Source organism: Paenibacillus sp. VMFN-D1 (assembly GCF_003386155.1).
GTDB lineage: Bacteria > Bacillota > Bacilli > Paenibacillales > Paenibacillaceae > Paenibacillus_AQ > Paenibacillus_AQ favisporus.
Genome location: NZ_QRDU01000006.1, coordinates 67,132 through 87,373, shown reverse-complemented (window position 1 = coordinate 87,373; position 20,242 = coordinate 67,132). Strand labels below are relative to the sequence as shown.

Below are 20,242 nucleotides of genomic sequence, written 5' to 3'. Positions count from 1 at the left end.
TTATTTAACGAATCTTGGCTTCTGCTATGCCGGACATGATCTTGTCCACCGTCTCCCCCGGCGTCAAGCTGGAGGAATCCAGCCACAAACCGAGCCGGGGCGTTTCATCATGCAGTACGTGGTTTAAGGCGTCCACCGTCCAGGCCCCGTAGCCCTTTTTGGCCCGCTGCGCTTCCCGCCGCTCCACTTCCTCTGGGCTGGGACACAGCACCACCAAATATACCGGGCGGCTCTGCAGGAAGGACAAAAAATCTTCCAGCACCCGGCCGACGATGACGTCCTGCACCACGACCGTAAACCCGGACCCGGCGTACGTATCCGCCGCCTGCGCGGCAAGCCGGTAGCGAAGCAGCAGTTGGCCCAGCTCCTCTTCGGAAGCGTCCGGCTCGACCTCCTTCCGGTCGTTCACGATCATTCTCCGGAACAGGTCGCCGCGAAGATGCACGGACTTGCCCGTCCGCTCGGCGAGCTGCTGCGCTACCGTCGATTTGCCGCTGGCCATAATGCCGGTAATTACGATGACAGCAGGCTGCTGAATGGAATGAGCTGCCATGTACGATCCCCTCCTTGAATGCCGGTTATTCTATCATTATATATTGGGCATTCCGGATCGTCAGGGGATTTATCCCTTTAAACCAATCTTTCCCGGATTCCGGGTCTCCGCCTCCCGCTCCGGCGATTGCCGCCCCAGATCCAGGCTGAAAATGCTGAAGCCTTGATCGTTCTGCCGCCCGGTATATCGGATGTGTGGATAATCTCCGGCATATTTCACTGCGTCAGGCGATGTCGTAAATGTGACGTTCACAGGCCCTTCCACCGGTGTGAAGCGCCAGCCCGGCTCCGCCTCAGCCGGAATTTCGCCGCATGCCGTAATATAGTCAATCAGCACCTGGCGGCATTCATCCTCGGAATCGATGACCAGCTCCATCTCCCGGATCCCGGGAAAATTGCCGCCGCCAAAGACCCGGTAGTTGCTCGAAATCACGATGAACTCCTGATCCGGATCCAGGGGAGCCCCTTCGTAACACAGATGAACGATCCTGCTGGCATCCGGGTCGTTCAGGCTGCCGTCCAGCTTATATTTGGCCGGCTGCGTTACGTCGACCTCGTACGTGATGCCGCTGATCACGTCGAAATTAAACACGGAAAACTGCGGGTTCAGCAGCGGCTGTTCCTCCGAGGACAGCGGATCGATGCGATTGTACGCTCCTGCGGTCATTTCCAGCCACTCCTTGACGGCCCGGCCGGAAATCCGCACCCCTTTGATCATATTGTCATACAGATACAGCTCTGTCGCGCTTTTAATCGCAATCGGCCCGGCCGGAATATCCGCATATTCCTTAGGTCCGTTGCGCCCCGCTTTAAACGGCGAGCCCACGGACAATACCGGCAGCTGCTGCAGCTCCGGCATGGAAGCTGCAATCATCCGCCGGGCGTACCACGTCTGGGCATGGTTGACGAGCTGAACGGAGGCGTCATCCTGCACCAGGGAAAAATAGCTGTGCAGCGGGGCGTGAATGGTGCCGATCGGCTCATTGGCATAGGCGACGGTCGCCTCATGGTCCTGCCGGAGGAGCTCGGCGATTTCTGCGTCCCGAAGCGGCATGTCGCGTGCCGCATTCTCCTCTTTTTCCAAACGGCGGACCATTGATGTCCCCTGCACGACCTGCCATCTCCCCTGCCGAAATTGAAGGGACAGGTCGATCACGCCCAAATGCCCCCCGCCGAACCCGGCCTGTACGGCCGGAATGCCGTGAATCGTACCTTTTTCCAGATGGATGTCCGGCAGGAGTTCACCGCTCTCATCCTTGAAGGATGCATCCAGCAGATGCCTATCCGCAGGAAACACATGATGCGTATGGGAAAAGGTCAGCGCATCAATGCCAGGCACCAAACTGAGCGGATATACCGCGTTCTCGGCATTGCCGTCCGTCAGCGCCACCTTGCCGTCGAAGCCCGTATGAGCCAGCGCCACGACCAGATCCGCGCCTTCCTCCTTCATCTTGGGAACCCATTCCAGCGCCGACAGCAGGATGTCCTTCACCTTCACCCGGCCTTCAAGGTTCGCCTGGTCCCAGTCCATGATCTGCGGCGGCACGAAGCCGATGAGCCCGATCCGGATATCGTGGGCCTGCCCGGCATTGTCCAGGCATCTTTTATCCAAAATGACATACGGCTTATACCTGTTCCGGCCGCATTCCTCAGGCTCAAGGCCTAGACCCTCATCGAAATATACGTTGGCGTTGACATACGGAAAATCCGCTCCGGCAATGACGTCGTCCAGCATGTCGAGTCCGTAGTTGAATTCATGGTTGCCCAAAGTTGCCGCGTCATAACCCATCGCATTCATGACCCGGATTGCGGGGTGAACGTACGGCCTTTGCCCTTGCTTCATGGTGGCATAATTTTTAGCGGCATACGTTCCGAGCGGTGTCCCCTGAATCAAGTCTCCGTTATCCACGAGCAGTGTGTTCGGCACCTCATTCCGCGCGCTTGCAATCAAGGCGGCTGTCCGCACCAGCCCGATGGAGGGATCCGGTTGATCCCGGTAATAATCGTAATCCATCAGGCAGGCATGCACGTCCGTCGTCGACAGAATCCGCAGGCTGACCGTTGTATTGTTATCGGGGATCATCCCGTTCACTATATTCATCGATGTCTCCTCTCCTCCCGACCGGCTTGAAACAAGCCGGCACTTCCTGTTTTCCAGTATAACGGAAAAACATTAATTCCACGTAAACGCCCTTTCGGACCTGTTTCTACTTATTGGAAGTAGACCTTTCGCCTTAGAGGCACGCCGGCTCCTCCGTTCCGAAGTACTAAATTTTTACATTCGTTTACAAAAGACATCTTCTCCGTTAACCCTTGTCCCCCGGAACGTGTGATAAGCTCTTTCCTGTCAGACGGGGTTAAACCCGCTTCTGGCCAAATAGATGAATCAAGTGGAGAGGGGATCATCCATGTTTAAAAAAGTACTATCCATCAGCATGACCTTGGCCCTGGCTGCCGGATTAGCGGCATGCGGGTCTAAAACCAGCGGCAGTGACTCGGGCAGCACGGCCGCCTCATCGGCCTCGGGTACGGCGGAAGCGGCTGCTACGGCTTATGTGCCCAAAGAACTGAACGTGCAGTTCGTTCCATCCCAAAACGCCGACACCCTGGAAGCCAAAACGAAGCCGCTGGAAAAGCTCCTCGGCGACCGTCTCGGCATTCCGGTTCATGTCACGGTTTCCCCGGACTATAACACGATCGTGGAAGCGATGGCTTCCAAGCAGGTGGACGTTGGCTTCCTGCCGCCGAACGCTTACGTGCTGGCCCACGACAAAAAGAAAGCCGCCGACCTGCTGCTTCAGGCGCAGCGCTACGGCATTAAAGACGATACCGGCGAAGACACCACGGAAAAGGTCGATTTCTACAAAGCGATGATCATTGTGAAAAAGGACTCGCCGATCCAAAGCCTTCAGGACTTGAAGGGCAAAAAGATCGGATGGCAGGACGTCACTTCTTCTGCCGGCTATGTATTCCCTGCGGCTGAGCTGAAGAAGGAAGGCATCGATCCGGACAAGGATGTCCAGGGCGTGACGATCAAAGGGCATGATGCCGCCATTATGGCGCTCCTGAACGGTCAGGTTGATGCTGTGGCGGTATTCCAGGATGCGCGCAACACGGTGAAAAAGGACGTTCCGGACGTCTTCGAAAAGACCCGCGTCCTTCACTATACGGCCAAAATCCCGAACGATACGGTCAGCGTGCGCAACGACATGGACCAAAGCTGGAGAGACAAAATCAGCCAGGCGTTCATCGACATTACGAACGATGCGGAAGGCGCACAAATCATCAAAGACATTTACACGCATGTCGGCTATGCCAAAGGCGATGACAAAAACTTCGATCCGGTTCGCGAATACGCCGAAGCCGTCGGGCAGGAAATCAAGTAAATTCAAGCCTTTCATTTCAATGTAGATACAATGAACCGGGCAGCACCGTCCAATGGCTTCATGGCGGTGTTGTTTTCCCGTTTTATCCGAAAATACGACAGAAAGTTGGAATCTCATGATTGAATTCGATCACGTCTCCAAAGTGTATCCCAACGGAACGGTCGGGCTTCGCGACATTAATCTGACCATCAAGGAAGGAGAGCTTGTCGTCATCGTCGGCCTGTCCGGTGCCGGCAAGTCCACCTTTTTGCGCAGCATTAACCGGCTGAACGAAATTTCCTCCGGGGAAATCCGCGTCGGCGGACAGTCCGTCACCCGCGCGGCCGGCCGTCAGCTTCGGCTGATCCGCCGCGACATCGGCATGGTGTTCCAAAACTTCAATCTGATCAAGCGCCAGAACGTGCTCAGCAACGTGCTGTCCGGCCGGGTCGGCTACCATTCGACGCTGCGGACGATGCTCGGCTGGTTTCCAAAGCCGGACGTCGCCATCGCGCTCGAGGCTCTGAACCGCGTCAACATCCGTGAAAAAGCCTACGTCCGCGCCGACCAGCTGTCCGGCGGCCAGCAGCAGCGCGTCTCGATCGCCCGCGCGCTCGCGCAGGAGGCCCAGGTCATTCTCGCGGACGAGCCCGTCGCCTCGCTGGACCCGCTCACTACCCGCCAGGTCATGGACGACCTGAAGCGGATCAACCGCGAGATGAACATTACGACCGTGATCAACCTTCATTTTATCGACCTGGCCCGGGAGTATGCGACCCGGATCATCGGGCTGCGCGCCGGCGAGGTCGTTTTCGACGGTACCCCGGAGGAGGCAACTGACGAGGCGCTGGCTGAAATTTATGGGCGGCCGGTCCTCAAAGACGAGCTGCTGGGAGGCGTGTCATGAAGGCGGCGCCTCAGGCAGGGCCGCTGCAGCCGGCCTCCCTTCCCGGGATGGCGCCGCCGCCGAAATACAAGCGGTACGCGGGGTGGATCGTCCTGATCGCAATCCTCATCGCCTGCTCGATCCGCACCGAGGTCACCCCCTACCAGCTCATCACCGGCCTGCCGCAGATGGGCGGCCTCCTGGCGGAAATGTTCCCGCCGGATTGGAGCTATCTGCCCACCATATGGGCCCCGATGATGGAAACCGTGCAGATTGCCGTGCTCGGCACCTCCCTCGGCGGGCTGCTGGCGATTCCGGTGGCGCTGCTGTCCGCGTCCAACCTGCGCGTCAGCCGCTTCGTCTCGCTGCCGGTACGGATGATGCTGAACCTCGTCCGCACCATTCCGGACCTGCTGTTCGCGGCCATATTCGTCGCCGTGTTCGGCATCGGTCCGTTTGCAGGGATGCTGGCGCTCGTCTTTTTCTCCTTCGGCATTATCGCCAAGCTGACGTTCGAAGCCATCGAAGCGATCGACCCGGGGCCGCTGGAGGCGATGTCGGCCGTCGGCGGAAACCGGCTGCAGATCATCCGGTATGCCGTTATCCCGCAGGCACTGCCCTATTTTATGTCGTATCTGCTGTATACGTTTGAGGTGAACGTGCGCGCAGCCGCCGTGCTCGGGCTTGTCGGGGCGGGCGGTATCGGCCTCCTGCTCGACCGCTCCCTCGGCTTGTTCCGGTACGACCGCGCCTGCATCATCATCCTGCTGACCCTCGTCATCGTTCTGATCATCGATTACGGCAGCGCGCTGATTCGGAGGAGATTATTATGAACCGTAACACATCTTTGCCGCCGTCTGGCACGCCAGTGTCAGCCGGCTCGGCACTTCGCTCACGCATCCGTTTCGGACTGGTCACGCTGGTGGTGATTGCCGTCTACTGGTGGTCCATACAGGGGATGCACTTTGAAGGGATTCAAGGGACGGCGGGCACCGTCTCCAAGTCCATCCTGACCGGCTTCCTGCATCCGGATTGGTCTTTTGTGTATATTCCGGACGGAGAGGATCTGCTGCGCGGGCTGCTCGATACGCTCGTCATCTCCGTCCTCGGCACCGTCGTCGCTGCCGTCGTCTGCATTCCGTTCGCTTTCTGGGCCTCCAGCAATATGAGCCGCGGTCTCGCGCTGTCCGGCAGCGGCAAGCTGGTTCTGAGCGTCATCCGGGTGTTCCCGGAGATCATCGTGGCGATCCTGTTCATCAAGGCCGTTGGTCCCGGCTCCTTTGCCGGCGTTCTTGCCCTGGGCATCCACTCCGTGGGCATGCTGGGCAAGCTCTACTCGGAGACGATCGAGAGCATCGACCGCGGGCCGCAGGAGGCCCTGATCGCGTCCGGTGCGAACCGGCTGCAGGTGCTTCGGTATGCGGTGCTGCCGCAGGTCATCCCGCAGTTCCTTTCCTACTCGCTGTACCGGTTCGAGATCAACATCCGCTCCGCCACGACCCTCGGTCTGGTCGGTGCCGGAGGCATCGGGACCCCGCTGATTTTCGCGCTGCAGGTACGCAACTGGAACCGGGTGGGCATCATTTTGCTGGGAATCATCGTCCTGGTCATCCTGACGGATCTCATTTCGGGATGGGTGCGGAGAAAAATTATCTAAACAGGATCGCTGAATAACAGGTAAGAATGGCCACAATAACTGCATTTTTGCAGCTATTTTCTGTTTCCAAGGTAGATTTTGAACTTCCGATGCAGCTGTTGCCAGCTAACTTGAAAATAAGACAAACCTCATATGCAGAATGGTTACAGCGCACCTGTTGGGCCGCCAGCTCCTAACGCACAATAGAATTTGATGATATTACCAATGCTAAAGGAGTGTTGCAGATTGACGACAGCCTTGCGCAAACCGGCGATGATGTTGATGGCTTTGGTGACAGGAATTTGTCTATGGGGGAGCCAGACGGCTACAAGTTATGCGGGCATGAGCTCTTCTCAGCTAGAAGCGGAATGGACCCAATTGTACGGGGATCCCGCGAACTACAATACGCCGGATCATGTGGCACCGACGGCCGATGGCGGCTTTGTCATGCTCAGCGACCTCACGAGCCGTACCTTTGGTCCCACCCGTCTTCATGTGATCAAAACGGATGCAAGCGGCGGCACCGAGTGGGAGACGGACTTTTTCGACGAACATTACGTCACGGAAGCGTATCACGGGTACGACATTCAACAGACCCGGGACGGAGGATATATCATTGGTGCAGGCCTTGATGACCGTTCCGATGGCGGGCCTCTATATCGCGCTTACCTCCTTAAGTTGTCATCCACGGGACAAGTGGAATGGAGCCGGGCCTACAGCACCGTCTTCGAAAATCCGGTCAACAGCGTCCAAGAAACGAGCGACGACGGTTTTATCGTGACGTCCTCCACCTATAACCGCTCCGATACGGCTCCTGCCTACGTCTTCAAAACGGACAAAGACGGCCATCTGCAATGGGACCATACATTTCGTTACAGCGGGGGCGGACCGACCGATTTTAGGGATGGTCAAGCTTTCAACGCTGCCGCCGAGACTTCGGACGGCGGTTTTTGGGTGGTAGGCAGATACTATGATTCCTCTACATACTATCCTTTGTTGGTCAAATATAATGCTTCCGGAAAACTGATATCCAAACGCATGAAAGAGACTTCGGACTGGGGGAGGCTGGATTACAAGCAGATCATGCCCTCGGCCGATGGGAAGGGCTATATTATGCTGAATGCCGAAGGTCTCTGGGAAATCGACCGTTCCGGAAATACGCTGTGGAACCTGAGATTAACCGATTCCTCGCGGGAATTGGACGATATTTCGTTCTTGCAAATGAACCGGGTAGACGATGGTTATCTGGTCTTCGGCAAGGATCAAACGAGCGATGACCATGTGATCCTGAAGCTTAACGCCGAAGGGAAAACCGTGGATGTCCTTCGCCAGGAGATCCCCGGGTATACGGGAAATTTCAATCATGCAGCCCTTCTTCAAGACGGCGGGTTTGTATATTTAAACAGTATCGAGTCCTCCGCTTATCTTCAGCTCACGAAGTTTAAGCTCGTATCTCAAGGCGAGCAGCCCGGCGAAGGTGAATTTTTCCTGGATGACAGCGAGTATTCCGTAACGGTAAACGACATGATTGATATCGTCGCTTTGTTGAAAAAACCGGACGGCACCGTCCTTCCGGTGACCAAAGAGACCCGGTTTTCAATCGAAAACCCTGAGATCGCATCAATTGACGAAGAGGGTAATATTATCGGGCTGGCACCGGGCCTGACGAGTATTAAGGCCGAATATAACGGACAGACAGCTGCCGCCTCCCTTCTGGTCGTCAAACCTTACGTCCCCAAACCGGTTAACCGCATAAGTGAAGAGACCGGTCCAGCCGAGTCGGATTCGACCGATCCGGGTTCCGTTGTTCCGGGCAGCACGGATCCTGAACCGTCCAATCCGGTCCCGGCCGATTCGGGTGATACCGCCTCAGGCTCGTCCGATTCAGACACGTCCAATCCTGGAAGCGCTGATCCTGACTCGTCCGAGCCAAGCACGCCCGATCCGGCAGGTGCCGAGCCTGGCACATCTCAGCCATAAGTGGTTTAATCCGCATCACGGCAACGAGATCGCTCCCTTGTGTACAATCATGAATTTCTCAACGGGCACTCTTTTACTAAAAAAGACTGGATCCACGTGGCTTTCCCACAGATTCAGTCTTTTTTACGATCCGGCTGAAGATGCTTTTCCATCCCCCGTATGTTACAATAATGGAAATTAAATGTAATTTTAAACAAAAAAGGAGCTGACCCCCATGGACCCCAACCGAACCCGTTCCGCCAGTCCGCAAGGAAAGCCCGCAGTTCACGAAACGCAGCCCGCGAGCGAAACCGCTGCGACCCTTGATCATGAAAGTTATGTTGATGAGCAGCTCAGAAACATACAAACCATCGAAGGCGGCGGCCCGCCCAAAAAGGTCAATATGGACCAGCTCCCCGCCCCAATCCGGTACTTCGGCTACTTTTTTATGTCCGGCATCGCCCTGTTTGCGGTGATCTCCATCTTGATCAGCATTTTCAAATAACTGCCGCCAGCAAAATAAAAAGCGCCGTACCCCTATATGTGAGCACAGCGCCTTATTGCCAGCGTAGTTAGGCTTTTATTCTCTTTCATGAATTCATCGCCTTATCGAATTTACTTCATCACTTCCGCACCAGGTTCATCTGCCTCACACCAAATTTTTGCCGTAATAAATCTCGTCCATTTCCAGTGTAATCCGCTCCGTGATTTCTTCCTGCTCGCTCTCGCTCAGCGTATCCTTCGTATAGCCGAACAAGTAATTGTCCAGGTCAAATTCCCGCAGCTTGCATTTCGTATGAAAGATATGCTCCTGATACACGTTCACATCGATCATGTCGTACATATCCTTCACCTCATCCGGGATATAGTTCTGGATCGAATTGATATCGTGGTCGATGAACAGCTTATGGCCGTTAATATCACGTGTAAATCCGCGAACCCGGTAGTCGATGGTCATAATATCCGTGTCAAAAGAATGAATGAGATAGTTCAGCGCCTTCAGCGGCGAAATCTCCCCGCAGGTCGATACGTCGATATCGGCCCGGAAGGTGCTGATGCCCTCGTCCGGATGGAACTCCGGATACGTATGAACCGTAATATGGCTTTTATCCAAGGCCATGACGACTGAATCCGGCAGGGGCCCGGGCGATTCGGAATAGGATTCCTGCGGAACCTCCACCACCGGCCCTTCGGAGACGAGAATCGTCACGCTCGCCCCCTGCGGCACGTAATCCTGTTTGGCTATATTCAGCACGTGAGCCCCGATAATATCCGACACCGTCTTCAGAATCGTCGTCAGACGCTCCGCATTATACTGCTCATCGATGTATTCCAGGTAAGCCTCGCGCTCTTCTTTGGTCCGCGTAAAGCAGATATCGTACATATTAAAGCTGAGCGACTTCGTCAGGTTGTTAAACCCATGCAGCTTAACGTGCTGCTCCGGTATTTCCTTCATTGCACATTCACCCCGCTGTCTTCATGTCCACTGCCTAATATTCCCTGATCATGGTGCATTATCCGTCTAGAACGGCAGCTTTTGTTTATTTACACTTTTTACCCCAAATAGGGCGGGGACAAACAAAGCCGGGAGGTAGGCAGCAGCTTGAGATAAGCGAGGGTTTACGGATATCACACCCGTTTCTTATACGCCCTCATTGCAAAAACATATGCCACGAGCATGATTCCGACGCACCATGCAAGAGCGACCCAGATATCATTGCCCACAGGCTGACCTGACAGCAGCGAACGGATCGCTTCCACAATCGAGGTCACCGGCTGGTTGTCGGCAAAGGCGCGAACGACCCGGGGCATCGAATCGGTCGGCACAAACGCGGAGCTGATAAACGGCAGGAAGATAATCGGGTAGGAAAAGGCGCTTGCCCCATCTACGGATTTGGCGGACAACCCGGCTATCGCCGCGACCCACGTTAACGCCAGTGTAAACAGCATCAGTATGCCGGCTACGGCAAGCCATGGCAGCAGACCGGCCGGCGAACGAAAGCCCATTAAGAGCGCAACGAGTATGATAACGACCACCGATATGGCATTGGACACCAGCGAGCTGATCACATGTCCCCACAGCATGGTGGAACGGGCAATCGGCATGGAGTGGAACCGCTCGAATATCCCCCGCTGCACATCGATGAACAGGCGATAAGCCGTATAAGAAATTCCGCTTGCAATGGCAATCAGCAAAATGCCTGGCAGCAAATAATTTACATAGTTATCCGTGCCGGTTTGAATGGCGCCTCCGAACACGTAAACGAACAGCAGCATAAATGCGATCGGCATGATCGTGACCGTGATGATGGTGTCCCAGCTGCGGAAAATATGGCGCATGGAACGTCCCAGCATCACACCCATATCGCTGAAGTAATGCTTCTTTACCGCTTCCATTTACTTTTCCTCCTTTTTGCCAACGATGGCAAGAAATATTTCTTCCAATGAAGGCTGTTTTTCAACGTACTCCACCTTTGCAGGCGGGAACAGCTTTTTCAGCTCCGCGAGCGTGCCGCCCGCGATAATCTTGCCCTCATGCAGAATGGCGATTCGATCGGCAAGCTGTTCGGCTTCCTCCAGGTACTGCGTGGTCAGGAATACGGTCGTGCCGCCGCCCGACAGCTCCTTGACGATCTTCCATACCTCGATGCGCGCCTCGGGATCAAGCCCGGTCGTCGGCTCATCAAGGAAAATGATCTGCGGTTTTCCGATCAGGCTCATGGCGAGGTCGAGCCTGCGGCGCATCCCTCCCGAATAAGCAGATACTCTCCGGTTCGCGGCATCCGTTAAGCCGAAGCGCATAAGCAGATCGCGGGCGACCACACGCGGAGCTGCCAGATGCCGCAGCTTGGCGATCATAATGAGATTTTCCTGCCCGGTCAAATTTTCGTCCACGGCGGCAAACTGACCGGTCAAACTGATCGACTGCCGTACATGGTCCGGCTTTGAGGCGACATCGAATCCGTTGACGGTGGCGGTTCCGCCGTCAGGCTTAAGCAGCGTGGTAAGGATTTTTACGGTTGTCGTCTTGCCCGCCCCGTTGGAGCCGAGCAGGGCGAAAATGCTTCCCTGATCCACCTCAAAATCCACACCTTTTAGAACTTGCTGCTGCTTGTAGGATTTTTGCAGTCCTTTGACTTGAATCGACTTGTTTGGCATATCTTCTCCTCCTTTTCAGATCACCGTAACTTTTGACAAATCGGCATCCATACCCTTGAGTGCGGCAAAGGTCAACTTATCCATCGTCGCCCCGTCAAAGCAGATCGTTTTAATGGCGCGGTAATATTTCTTGGACAACAACGACCCTTGAAAAGACACATTTTTGAGCGTAGCGCCCTTGAACGAAACTTCCTTCAATCCGGCTCTGTCGAACTTGACGCCAATGAAGATTTGACCATCGAAACGCTGCCCTGTCAGATCGGAAGATGTGAAGTCCACTCCGTCGAATACACAATTCTCAAAGACGGTTTTGGTAAGAGCGGTCATCGTCAGGTTGACATCGGTCAGGTGAACGCCTGTGAATGTGGCTCCGGCCAGCCACGACTTGCTGAAGTTCGTTCGTACAAGAGTGGATTGGTTAAAGCTTGCATTGGCAAGGTCCAGGGTGGTCAGGTTGCAGTCGGTCAGGTTGGCGCCGTCGAAACGGGCATCCTTCACATCGCTGCTCTTAAATGAACTGCCGGTCAAGTCCGCATTCGTGAAGTCGGAGCCTCGGAGCGTGCTTGATGTGAATTTCCCCTTATGTGCGGTAACGCCCGCAAAGTCGCTTTCGGCCAAGCTGCTCGCGCTGAGGTTGGTCTGCACCTGCCGCTCCAGCGAACGGGAAAGGTTTGCCACCTCCAGTACGGTCTGCTCAATGTCCCCGATACTGTCGATGGTCATCTCCAAAGCCGTTTCATCGTCCTTGCCCTCGGCTTTCAGCTCACGGAACCGCTCCTGCAGATCGGAGTGCAGGTCGGCCTTTAATTCGCTGACGCTTCTCACCCCTTCGTATGCAGCAAAAACCTCGTTCAGATAGTTCGTCAATTTCTCGTTCATCCCATCATCTCTCCTTATACTAAGTTTTCAAGCACGCGCTTGGCGTACTTCCAGTTGCGTTTATTGCGTTCATAAGTTGCCTTGCCCTTCTCGGTCATCCGAAAATACTTGCGCCGTCCGCCCTGCGTTGCACCGCCCCAATACCACTCGATATTACCGTCACCTTCAAGCCGCCGTACGCTGGAGTACATCGTGGCTTCCTTTAATTCATACTCACCGCCCGAACGCTCGACAATCAGCTTGACAATTTCATAACCGTAGCGGTCGGCTTCGGATAAGAGTCGTAAAATCATCGTGTCGGTATGGCCTCGCAGCAGGTCGGATGTGATTTTGTTGTCTTTCATGTAATCACCTCCATATCTGCATGATACGATATACTACTGTGACTGTCAAGGTAATTTGTTAATAAAACTACTTTGCCGAAAATACAGGTGCTTGAAGAATACGAAATGGCGTACATTCAGCAAAAACAAACTCGGTTTAACGGTTTTTTTTGCGGTTCAATGGTTCCCCCCTGCTGAAAACAGAAAACAGCGGCAATCTAAGACTGCACTTCCAGTCCTAGTCCACCGCTGTTTTTAGCATCAGCCCTTGAAGAGAGCCTGCTGCAAAATGGGCTGCCGTCCGACAAATTATTTTCCGGGAAATGACCCATTTTTTCATTCAGTCATGACCCTTCTATTGAAATCCGGGATGGAATATACATAACAAGCCTTAGTCTGGGAAATCTAGCGACATCCTGGACACCACTTTCCTTTTGGAGGATCGAGGAGGAGTGTATCAAATGAACGAATATGTACCGCAGGGAATGGTTCAAAAGCAGTATCACTGGGAATGGGTCAATTATTTTCTGTACCGGCATCTTCAAGAGAATAATCCATTTCCCAAACTGAAGGCACCGCTAAACGATTTGCTGAACAAGCAGGAACAGCAATTGGATGCATTGAGAAAGCTCGCAGCTTCACTTGGGATATCCAGTCCTTCTGCAACGGTGAATATAAGGTATAATCCGCTTCTGGACTGTATTAAAGAACTCCATCAGCGGGAGTATGAATTGTTACAGGAGTACATCAGCTATCACGAATACTTTTTGCCGGTTTCCTCGTATCCATTGGGCATTGAAGACTTGATGAAGTCTCAGCTGGCGCAGGTCAATACGCTTACAGAATTAAAAGCGGCTTTTGGTCAGCTTTTCAAACCCCAGCACGAAGCGCAAAAGCCTGATTACATATTGGAAAAGGGGTACCGGTTAACACGGATCGCCACAGGACTCACGTTTCCGACCGTTATGACATTTGACCCGCAAGGAGCGGTCTATGTTGCCGAAGCCGGGTTTGCTTACGGGACTGAACCGGGAATGGGCCGTGTGCTGCGCCTGGAATCGGATGGCTCCTTTACAGAAATCGCCTCAGGATTTGGAGGTCCTGTGACAGGCATTGCCTGGCATCATGGGGATTTGTATGTGGCTGCAGGAAATCTGGGGGAAAAGCCGGCAGACGGATGCGGGGAAATTATTCGATTATCGCCGGACGGTACACGGAAAACGATTGTTAGCGGGCTGCGCACATGCGGGGACCATTTTACCGGAGATATTCTGTTCGGCCCTGACGGCAAACTGTACTTTTCTGTTGGTACCGCCACGAATTCGGCTGTTGTAGGGCTGGATAATATGCTGATCCTGAAGCATCACCCGCATTTTCATGATGTGCCGGCCAGAGACTTGGAATTGATCGGCACCAATTTTATTACCCGGGATCCGCTATCCGATCAACCAGGGGCAGCAGTAACCGGGGCATACCATGCCTTTGGCGTTCCGAGCAAAGCGGGTGACATCGTACAAGGTCGATTGTTGGCTAACGGGGTCATCTACTGCTGTAATCCTGACGGAAGCCACCTACAGATCGTCGCAGACGGCTTCCGGAATACGTTCGGTTTAAGATTTTCCCCAATGAACGGGAAACTGATCGTAACGGACCATGGCGCGGATCCGCGGGGGAGCCGGCAAATTAGACTGGATTGGGATAAGATTTGGGAAGTCACCCCAGGGGGATGGTACGGATTTCCGGAGCTGTTTAGCGGTTTGCCCGTAACCCTCCCCCACTTTCATGCCGCGGAACAAGCAAAGCCTGCCTTTCTTATCCGCAACCATCCTCCGCTTACCGCGCAACCGCTGGCCCGTCTGCAGCCGCATAGCGCTTCCATGAAATTTGATATTTGTGCAAACGCTGATTTCGGCAGTCCAGGGGAGCTGTATGTCGCCCAGTTTGGGGAATCCGGTTTTGAAAAAACCGAGGAACTTCCTGGGTTCAAAGTAGTTAAAGTCAACCTGGATACCGGGCAAATTTCCAACTTTCTGACCAATCCGCTTGGCGAATCCACGAAACAAGGGCCGATCCGGCCCATTGATGTCAAATTTAATGCGGAAGGAAATGAGCTGTACCTTGTCGATTTTGGTCTGATGGGTAAGCATAACCCGACACCTGGAACCGGCAGCCTGTGGAAGATCGTGAAAATATAACGGATCGGCTTAATCCTCCTCCTCGTTTCCTGTTCTGCCTCCGTACCGATGCGAGTGCGGGATTCTGCCGTTAACGGTGGTATAACCCGCAAAATCGTGATAATGCCCGCCTCCCGGCAAAGGAATGGCCGGTCCTGTCGTCCCTTGAATATAATGAACATGCTGATCATTAAAAGATGTTTCCACATGATAACGGTGGACATGGGGAACGCCGCTGGGGGCCGGTTCCGTTGTTCCGGCGTAGTGATGATAGTGTCCTACGTCAAACGAGGTATTACCGGAAATCGGATGAACATGGACTCTGACCGGCCTTCCATCCCACGAAGTAATAAGCAGGCTGTGATGATGCTCGGAACCGGAACCTTCAGCATGAAACAGCAAACCTGTGATTGGGATTTCCAAATTGACGAACCTCCTATGATTCAAGTTATCGGTTTGATCAAGCAAAAAACATCGGCTTCATCATACGCAGAAATCATATGGCGTTAGCCTGTTCCAATATGCAGAAATATGGTTCACGGTTAAAAATCTTACAAACGGTTGAAGCATTCAGCCATGACGGTCAGTCATCCGATAGTTAGGCAGCAAAAAAAAACCTGCCGTTCACGACCTCAGCTTGTCGTGAATCGGCAGGTTTTTTGTAGATGATAGAATTCATAAATTTTCAGCGGAGCTGAACCAACGCTTTCTGTCTCTGGCGAACGTACGCCGATACACGTTTAATTCAGCATTATTCTATAACGTATTCGCGATATTTCTCAAAGTCCTGAAGCCGGCATTCCAGCGAGAGCCGTGTACCTTCATTTTCATACTCGGTGGCGTGGATGCTGGCATGCTCATTCAAATACGAAACCACCTGGCCCCGGTCATACGGGATCAGCATTTCGCAGGTAACGTAATCCTTGAACACAGAACTGCGGATCAGATTCACCAGCTCAGTCATCCCGATTCTCGGCTTGGCTGCCAGATAGACGCTTTTCTCCTTGACCTCTGGAATGTCCACGCCCGCCAGATCGCATTTGTTATAAGCAAAGATGGTGGGAATGTCCGTAACGCCGATGTCCTTCAGCGTGTTCTCCGTAATTCGGATCAGCTGCTCATACTTCGGGTTCGAGTAATCCACGACATGGATGAGCAGGTCCGCCTCGGACACTTCCTCCAGCGTCGAGCGGAACGCTTTGACGAGATGATGGGGCAGCTTGCTGACAAACCCGACCGTGTCGGTGAGCAGAAAAGATTTATGATCCTCCAACTGTATGCTCCGCACAGACGTTTCCAGCGTGGCGAACAGCATATCCTTCTCGAATACCGCTTTCTCGCCGGTCGGTCCGGCCGCAGAATAGGCCTCCAGCATGGCATTCATGATGGTCGATTTGCCCGCATTGGTATAGCCAACCAGCGACACGACCGGAAGCTCGTTTTTCTTCCGCTGCTTCCGCTGTGTCTGCCGCTGAAACACCAGCGATTCCAGCTCCTTGTTCAAGGCGCTGATCTTCTCCTCGATCCGGCGGCGGTCCAGCTCCAGCCGGGTTTCGCCCGAGCCGCGGTTGTGCATGCCGACGCCGCCGCCCTGCCGTCCGAGGGACTCGCGCAGGCCCACGAGGCGCGGCAGCATATACTGCAGCTGAGCAACCTCCACTTGAAGCTGGGCTTCCCGCGTTTTGGCCCTTTTTTCAAAAATATCCAAAATCAGAATCGTCCGGTCGATCACCTTGCACTCCAGATCCGCTTCCAGGTTGCGGAGCTGCGACGGCGAGAGCTCGTCGTTGAAAATGATCAGATTCGCCTCGAGGCCCCGGAATAAGCTGCCCAGCTCCTCGACTTTCCCGGTACCGATGTAATGGGATTTGTTGACGCGCTCCATATTTTGCGTCAGCTGCCCGACGACCTCCACCTCGCAGGCTTCGGCCAAATTGCCGAGCTCCTCCATGGAGTATTCGAAATCGGGCTGGTTGTTCAGGTTCACGCCGACCAGTATCGCTTTTTGTTGAATGGGTTCCATATATTTTACCTCCGGATTAGCTTGAATTGTTCGATGAAACGAAAAAACCGCAGGCTGTACCCTGTGGTTTAAAGCGAACGGATATATCAGCACTGGAAAAGAAGAACCCCCTTGCTCGATGACAGCTGCCCGTCAAGCTTAAGGTGTCCTAAGCATTCTCCAATCAGGCTGGTTTTATGTTATTGCATGAGGAACGCCCTACGGCTGCTGAAGACAGCAAAAAGAGGGCGGATCGCCCTCCCTCGCATACACCCGGCATAACTCAAATAATGAGCACACTCGGCACGTATATTTCGGGTTCCAAAAGATATGCAGACCAATCCCGTTCGCTCCGCACAGGGGCAGAGCCTTTGAGCACTATTCAGTTAGCGGCACAAAGTGAAAAAACGGAATTTGATGTAGTACATATCTTATTCGAACCCTCCGATCATTATAGGTATCCCCATGTTAACACAACAGCGCGGCGGATACAATTCCCAATTTCCAAATAGATGGAACTTTTTCGTTACTTCCCCGTCTGTGCACGCCTAACCTCTGCTTCCCCCGATTGCGTGACGCGGTTGCGCCCGCCCGTCTTGGACCGGTACAGCGCCTCGTCCGCTTTCAGGATCAAATCGCGCGGTGAGCGTCCATGCTCGGGATATGCCGCTACGCCGGCCGAGATCGTCACCGGCACTCCAATCGGGTTCACGGTTCTTTCCATCTCTTTTCTTAAGCGTTCGGCCACCACGCCGGCTTCCCTCGGCCCGCTGCGCTGCACCAGAATCCCAAATTCCTCGCCCCCATAGCGGAAGCACAAATCCCCTTCCAAGGACACGTTTCGCATCAGCTGGGCCAAGTGCTTCAGCACCTGATCGCCGAGAACATGCCCATAGGTATCGTTGACTCCCTTGAAATGGTCAATGTCTATTAAAATGACCGCAAAGGGCACATGGTACTCGGTCCACTGCTGCAGCACCGTATCCAGCGTCCTCCGGTTGGCCAGCCCGGTCAGCTCGTCGACGCCCGCCTCGTTCCGAAGCTGGGTCAAATCCTGATTCATGTGCTGGAACGCGATTTTGACGCTTTGCGACAGCAGCCTGACCTCATAATAAGCCGATTTAATGTCGGGAACGTTCTGCGGGCGTGCCGAGCCAAGCGTGGCCTGGTCGGAAAATTGAGCCAGCGTATTGAGCGGTTTGGCAATGCGGCTGGCCACCCACCATCCCAAAATGAGGATCAGCAGCAGGAATGGAAGGGAGGCGAGAAGCACCCTTTTGATCAAATCATGAAGCGGCTTGTCAATGACCGACGTCGGCGTCTGGGAAATAATCCCCCACGAGCTGCTCGGTTCATAAGCGTAACCCGCAAAGAATTGGCCCCCTTCGGAGTTCGTCACCCGCTGCGATCCGCTTTTTTTCAACAGGACGTTCTTCACGACCGGATTGCTGATGACCGATTTGCCGATTCGCTGCTTGTCCGGATGAAAAATGATAGCCCCGTTCTTTTCCACTACGTAAACGTAAGACCCGTTGCCGAAAAAGTGCTCCTTCAGCATCGTGCTGAGCACGTTTTTATCTTCAAGATAAATGGTTCCGCCGACAAACCCTTGATAAGCGCCGGATGCATCGACGATTGGTGCCGAAATGAGGATAATGTACCTCCCTGTCGTCGCCCGGTAGGGGTTCGAAATAAAAGGCGCTTTCAAGGAGACCGCCATTTTGCTCTGGGCCGAGGTCAGCTGATCCCCGACTTCAATGCCGATCGTGTGCGGACTGAGCGCCCTGACGATGCGGTTGGCGTCTGCAACGACTATAGAGTTGAAATACTGCGTATTCTCCTGAAACAGATCGTCAAAGAGCTGGGCGTCCATCTCCTGGCTCCGCCCGGATATTTTGGCAATCGCATTGATATTTTGCTGCATCGTAACGAGAAGCTCGTTCGTATTGGAAGCCAGCTTTTTGGCATACTGCTCGTTATTCTGAAGATAATTGCCAATTAAGGAGGCGCGGTTGACTTGAACGGCTGAAGTGATGCTGGTCAGCATCGTAAGCAGGATCGCAATAATGACAAGCAGGCTGATCGTAAACCGGAGCGTAAAACCTTTTTGGATCAAATATTTCAACGTTATATCCACCTTGAGTCTAAAAATAGAAAAAGATGTCGCATCGTGACGCTTTACATTATACATGAACGCCGGAAGTGCATCTATAGCGTGTTGTGCCATCTGCCGTAATAAGAAAAACGTCTATCGACGTACTTTCAAAGAAGACAGACCGCGTCTAGAGGAAGTTTTTCTTGCGAGATCAGGAAGCAGAAGCTCCGAAACTTATACTTTCTGATCTCTTAAAAAAGGGCAGCCTGGTCGGCTGCCCGCTGCGGCTGTCCTGGGATGTCCAGAGTTAGAGCGGCGTTATGCCGCGTCTTAAATTCCGAAAAAGCGCCGGGTCGTCCTTACCGTGGCTGCGGCCAGCGCCTCAGGCTCTTCCCCTCTGCAGTCGGCGATGACCCCGAGAATGTGCGCCAGGAAAGCGGGCTCGTTCCGTCCGCCCTTTGGCTTCGGCCGCAGATCACGCGGTGCCAGATAAGGCGCATCGGTCTCGATCATCAGGCGGTCCAGCGGGATGTCCCGGACGAGCTCACGCAAATGCCCGCCCCGCCGTTCGTCGCAAATCCAGCCGGTGATGCCGATGTGCAGCCCCATCTCAAGGTAGGCGTACAGCTCTTCTGCGCTGCCCGTAAAACAATGCACGATCGCGCGCTGAATCAATGCCGGGTGGTCTTTCAGCATCGCGGCAAAGTCGGCACTCGCGTCCCGTTCATGCAGAAACAACGGCATGTCCAGCTCTTCCGCCAGACGCAGCTGCTCCTCAAACCAGCGGCGCTGCACGTCCCGCGGGGAAAAATCCCGGTTGTAGTCCAGCCCGCATTCGCCGATCGCCACCACCTCAGGCAGCCCGGCCAGCCGCCGCAGCCGCTCCGCCGTATCCGGTCCGCAGTCCTTGGCGTCATGCGGATGAACGCCTGCCGTCGAGAACAGCCTGCCGGGATACGACTTTGCGTAGTGCGCCGCCTCCTCGCTGCTCTCCACAGACGTCCCGGTTATGATCAGCTGCTCTACGCCAGCCTCAGCGGCCCGGGCCAACACCTCCTCCCGGTCCCGGTCGAACGATGAATTCATCAGGTTAACGCCGATATCAATGATCGGTAAAGTCATGGCTGCCAAGTCCTTTCGTTATCTATCTTAAGGCATCTACCTTAAAGTCAAACCATAAAGTACGGCACCAATATTATAGGGGACAACGAT

Annotated in this window: 18 protein-coding genes; 7 read left to right on the top strand and 11 right to left on the bottom strand. The window is 54.2% G+C overall.

The features are described 5' to 3' along the window. Positions 1 to 4: 4 nt before the first annotated feature. Positions 5 to 553, bottom strand: coding sequence for a P-loop nucleotide/nucleoside kinase family protein (locus tag C7820_RS29065; RefSeq protein ID WP_116234026.1), 549 nt, complete (start codon positions 551 to 553; stop codon positions 5 to 7). Positions 554 to 622: 69 nt separating this feature from the next. Further along, the gene (locus tag C7820_RS29060) at positions 623 to 2,653 is read right to left on the bottom strand and encodes a bifunctional 2',3'-cyclic-nucleotide 2'-phosphodiesterase/3'-nucleotidase (RefSeq protein WP_258875563.1); all 2,031 of its coding nucleotides are present in this window, start codon (positions 2,651 to 2,653) and stop codon (positions 623 to 625) included. A gap of 307 nt (positions 2,654 to 2,960) precedes the next feature. Here C7820_RS29060 and C7820_RS29055 point away from each other — a divergent pair, with 307 nt between their 5' ends. The 6 genes from C7820_RS29055 to C7820_RS29030 all read left to right on the top strand — a co-directional run bounded on the left by C7820_RS29055 (position 2,961) and on the right by C7820_RS29030 (position 8,903). Then, the gene (locus tag C7820_RS29055; protein WP_116234025.1) at positions 2,961 to 3,938 is read left to right on the top strand and encodes a phosphate/phosphite/phosphonate ABC transporter substrate-binding protein; all 978 of its coding nucleotides are present in this window, start codon (positions 2,961 to 2,963) and stop codon (positions 3,936 to 3,938) included. 115 nt (positions 3,939 to 4,053) lie between these two features. Further along, positions 4,054 to 4,824, top strand: coding sequence for a phosphonate ABC transporter ATP-binding protein (phnC, locus tag C7820_RS29050; protein WP_116234024.1), 771 nt, complete (start codon positions 4,054 to 4,056; stop codon positions 4,822 to 4,824). Continuing rightward, positions 4,821 to 5,636: a phosphonate ABC transporter, permease protein PhnE gene (gene phnE / locus C7820_RS29045; protein WP_116234023.1), complete on the top strand. Its 816-nt coding sequence runs from the start codon at positions 4,821 to 4,823 to the stop codon at positions 5,634 to 5,636. The genes phnC and phnE (C7820_RS29045) overlap by 4 nt, the downstream gene beginning before the upstream one ends. Further along, positions 5,633 to 6,460 carry a phosphonate ABC transporter, permease protein PhnE gene (gene phnE / locus C7820_RS29040; RefSeq protein WP_116234022.1) on the top strand — a complete coding sequence of 276 codons (828 nt, stop codon included), beginning with the start codon at positions 5,633 to 5,635 and terminating at the stop codon, positions 6,458 to 6,460. Before phnE (C7820_RS29045) ends, phnE (C7820_RS29040) begins: the two co-directional genes overlap by 4 nt. 225 nt (positions 6,461 to 6,685) lie before the next feature. Then, on the top strand, positions 6,686 to 8,419 hold the full coding sequence (locus C7820_RS29035; protein WP_116234021.1) for a hypothetical protein: 1,734 nt from the start codon (positions 6,686 to 6,688) through the stop codon (positions 8,417 to 8,419). Positions 8,420 to 8,633: 214 nt separating this feature from the next. After that, entirely contained in the window at positions 8,634 to 8,903 is a 270-nt protein-coding gene (locus C7820_RS29030) for a hypothetical protein (RefSeq protein ID WP_089548543.1), read from the top strand. Between the two features lie 144 nt (positions 8,904 to 9,047). On the opposite strand, the gene speD is transcribed toward C7820_RS29030, so the two are convergent. The 5 genes from speD to C7820_RS29005 all read right to left on the bottom strand — a co-directional run bounded on the left by speD (position 9,048) and on the right by C7820_RS29005 (position 12,780). After that, complete coding sequence (gene speD / locus C7820_RS29025) at positions 9,048 to 9,854, bottom strand: adenosylmethionine decarboxylase (protein WP_116234020.1); 807 nt, start codon at positions 9,852 to 9,854, stop codon at positions 9,048 to 9,050. A gap of 173 nt (positions 9,855 to 10,027) precedes the next feature. Further along, positions 10,028 to 10,795 carry an ABC transporter permease gene (locus tag C7820_RS29020; RefSeq protein ID WP_116234019.1) on the bottom strand — a complete coding sequence of 256 codons (768 nt, stop codon included), beginning with the start codon at positions 10,793 to 10,795 and terminating at the stop codon, positions 10,028 to 10,030. Then, positions 10,796 to 11,557 carry an ABC transporter ATP-binding protein gene (locus C7820_RS29015; protein ID WP_116234018.1) on the bottom strand — a complete coding sequence of 254 codons (762 nt, stop codon included), beginning with the start codon at positions 11,555 to 11,557 and terminating at the stop codon, positions 10,796 to 10,798. Between the two features lie 15 nt (positions 11,558 to 11,572). Further along, positions 11,573 to 12,436, bottom strand: coding sequence for a pentapeptide repeat-containing protein (locus C7820_RS29010; protein ID WP_116234017.1), 864 nt, complete (start codon positions 12,434 to 12,436; stop codon positions 11,573 to 11,575). A gap of 14 nt (positions 12,437 to 12,450) precedes the next feature. Beyond that, complete coding sequence (locus C7820_RS29005; protein WP_116234016.1) at positions 12,451 to 12,780, bottom strand: PadR family transcriptional regulator; 330 nt, start codon at positions 12,778 to 12,780, stop codon at positions 12,451 to 12,453. A gap of 440 nt (positions 12,781 to 13,220) precedes the next feature. Between C7820_RS29005 and C7820_RS29000 the strand changes: the two genes are divergently transcribed. After that, positions 13,221 to 14,954, top strand: coding sequence for a PQQ-dependent sugar dehydrogenase (locus C7820_RS29000; protein ID WP_116234015.1), 1,734 nt, complete (start codon positions 13,221 to 13,223; stop codon positions 14,952 to 14,954). A 9-nt stretch (positions 14,955 to 14,963) separates the two neighbouring features. On the opposite strand, the gene C7820_RS28995 is transcribed toward C7820_RS29000, so the two are convergent. From C7820_RS28995 to C7820_RS28980, 4 genes are all read right to left on the bottom strand, one after another. Further along, positions 14,964 to 15,356, bottom strand: coding sequence for a YmaF family protein (locus C7820_RS28995; RefSeq protein WP_116234014.1), 393 nt, complete (start codon positions 15,354 to 15,356; stop codon positions 14,964 to 14,966). 328 nt (positions 15,357 to 15,684) lie between these two features. Further along, positions 15,685 to 16,956, bottom strand: coding sequence for a GTPase HflX (gene hflX / locus C7820_RS28990; protein ID WP_116234013.1), 1,272 nt, complete (start codon positions 16,954 to 16,956; stop codon positions 15,685 to 15,687). Between the two features lie 505 nt (positions 16,957 to 17,461). After that, entirely contained in the window at positions 17,462 to 19,060 is a 1,599-nt protein-coding gene (locus C7820_RS28985; protein ID WP_181909231.1) for a sensor domain-containing diguanylate cyclase, read from the bottom strand. Positions 19,061 to 19,360: 300 nt separating this feature from the next. Then, the gene (locus C7820_RS28980; protein ID WP_116234011.1) at positions 19,361 to 20,152 is read right to left on the bottom strand and encodes a TatD family hydrolase; all 792 of its coding nucleotides are present in this window, start codon (positions 20,150 to 20,152) and stop codon (positions 19,361 to 19,363) included. Between the last annotated feature and the right edge of the window lie 90 nt (positions 20,153 to 20,242).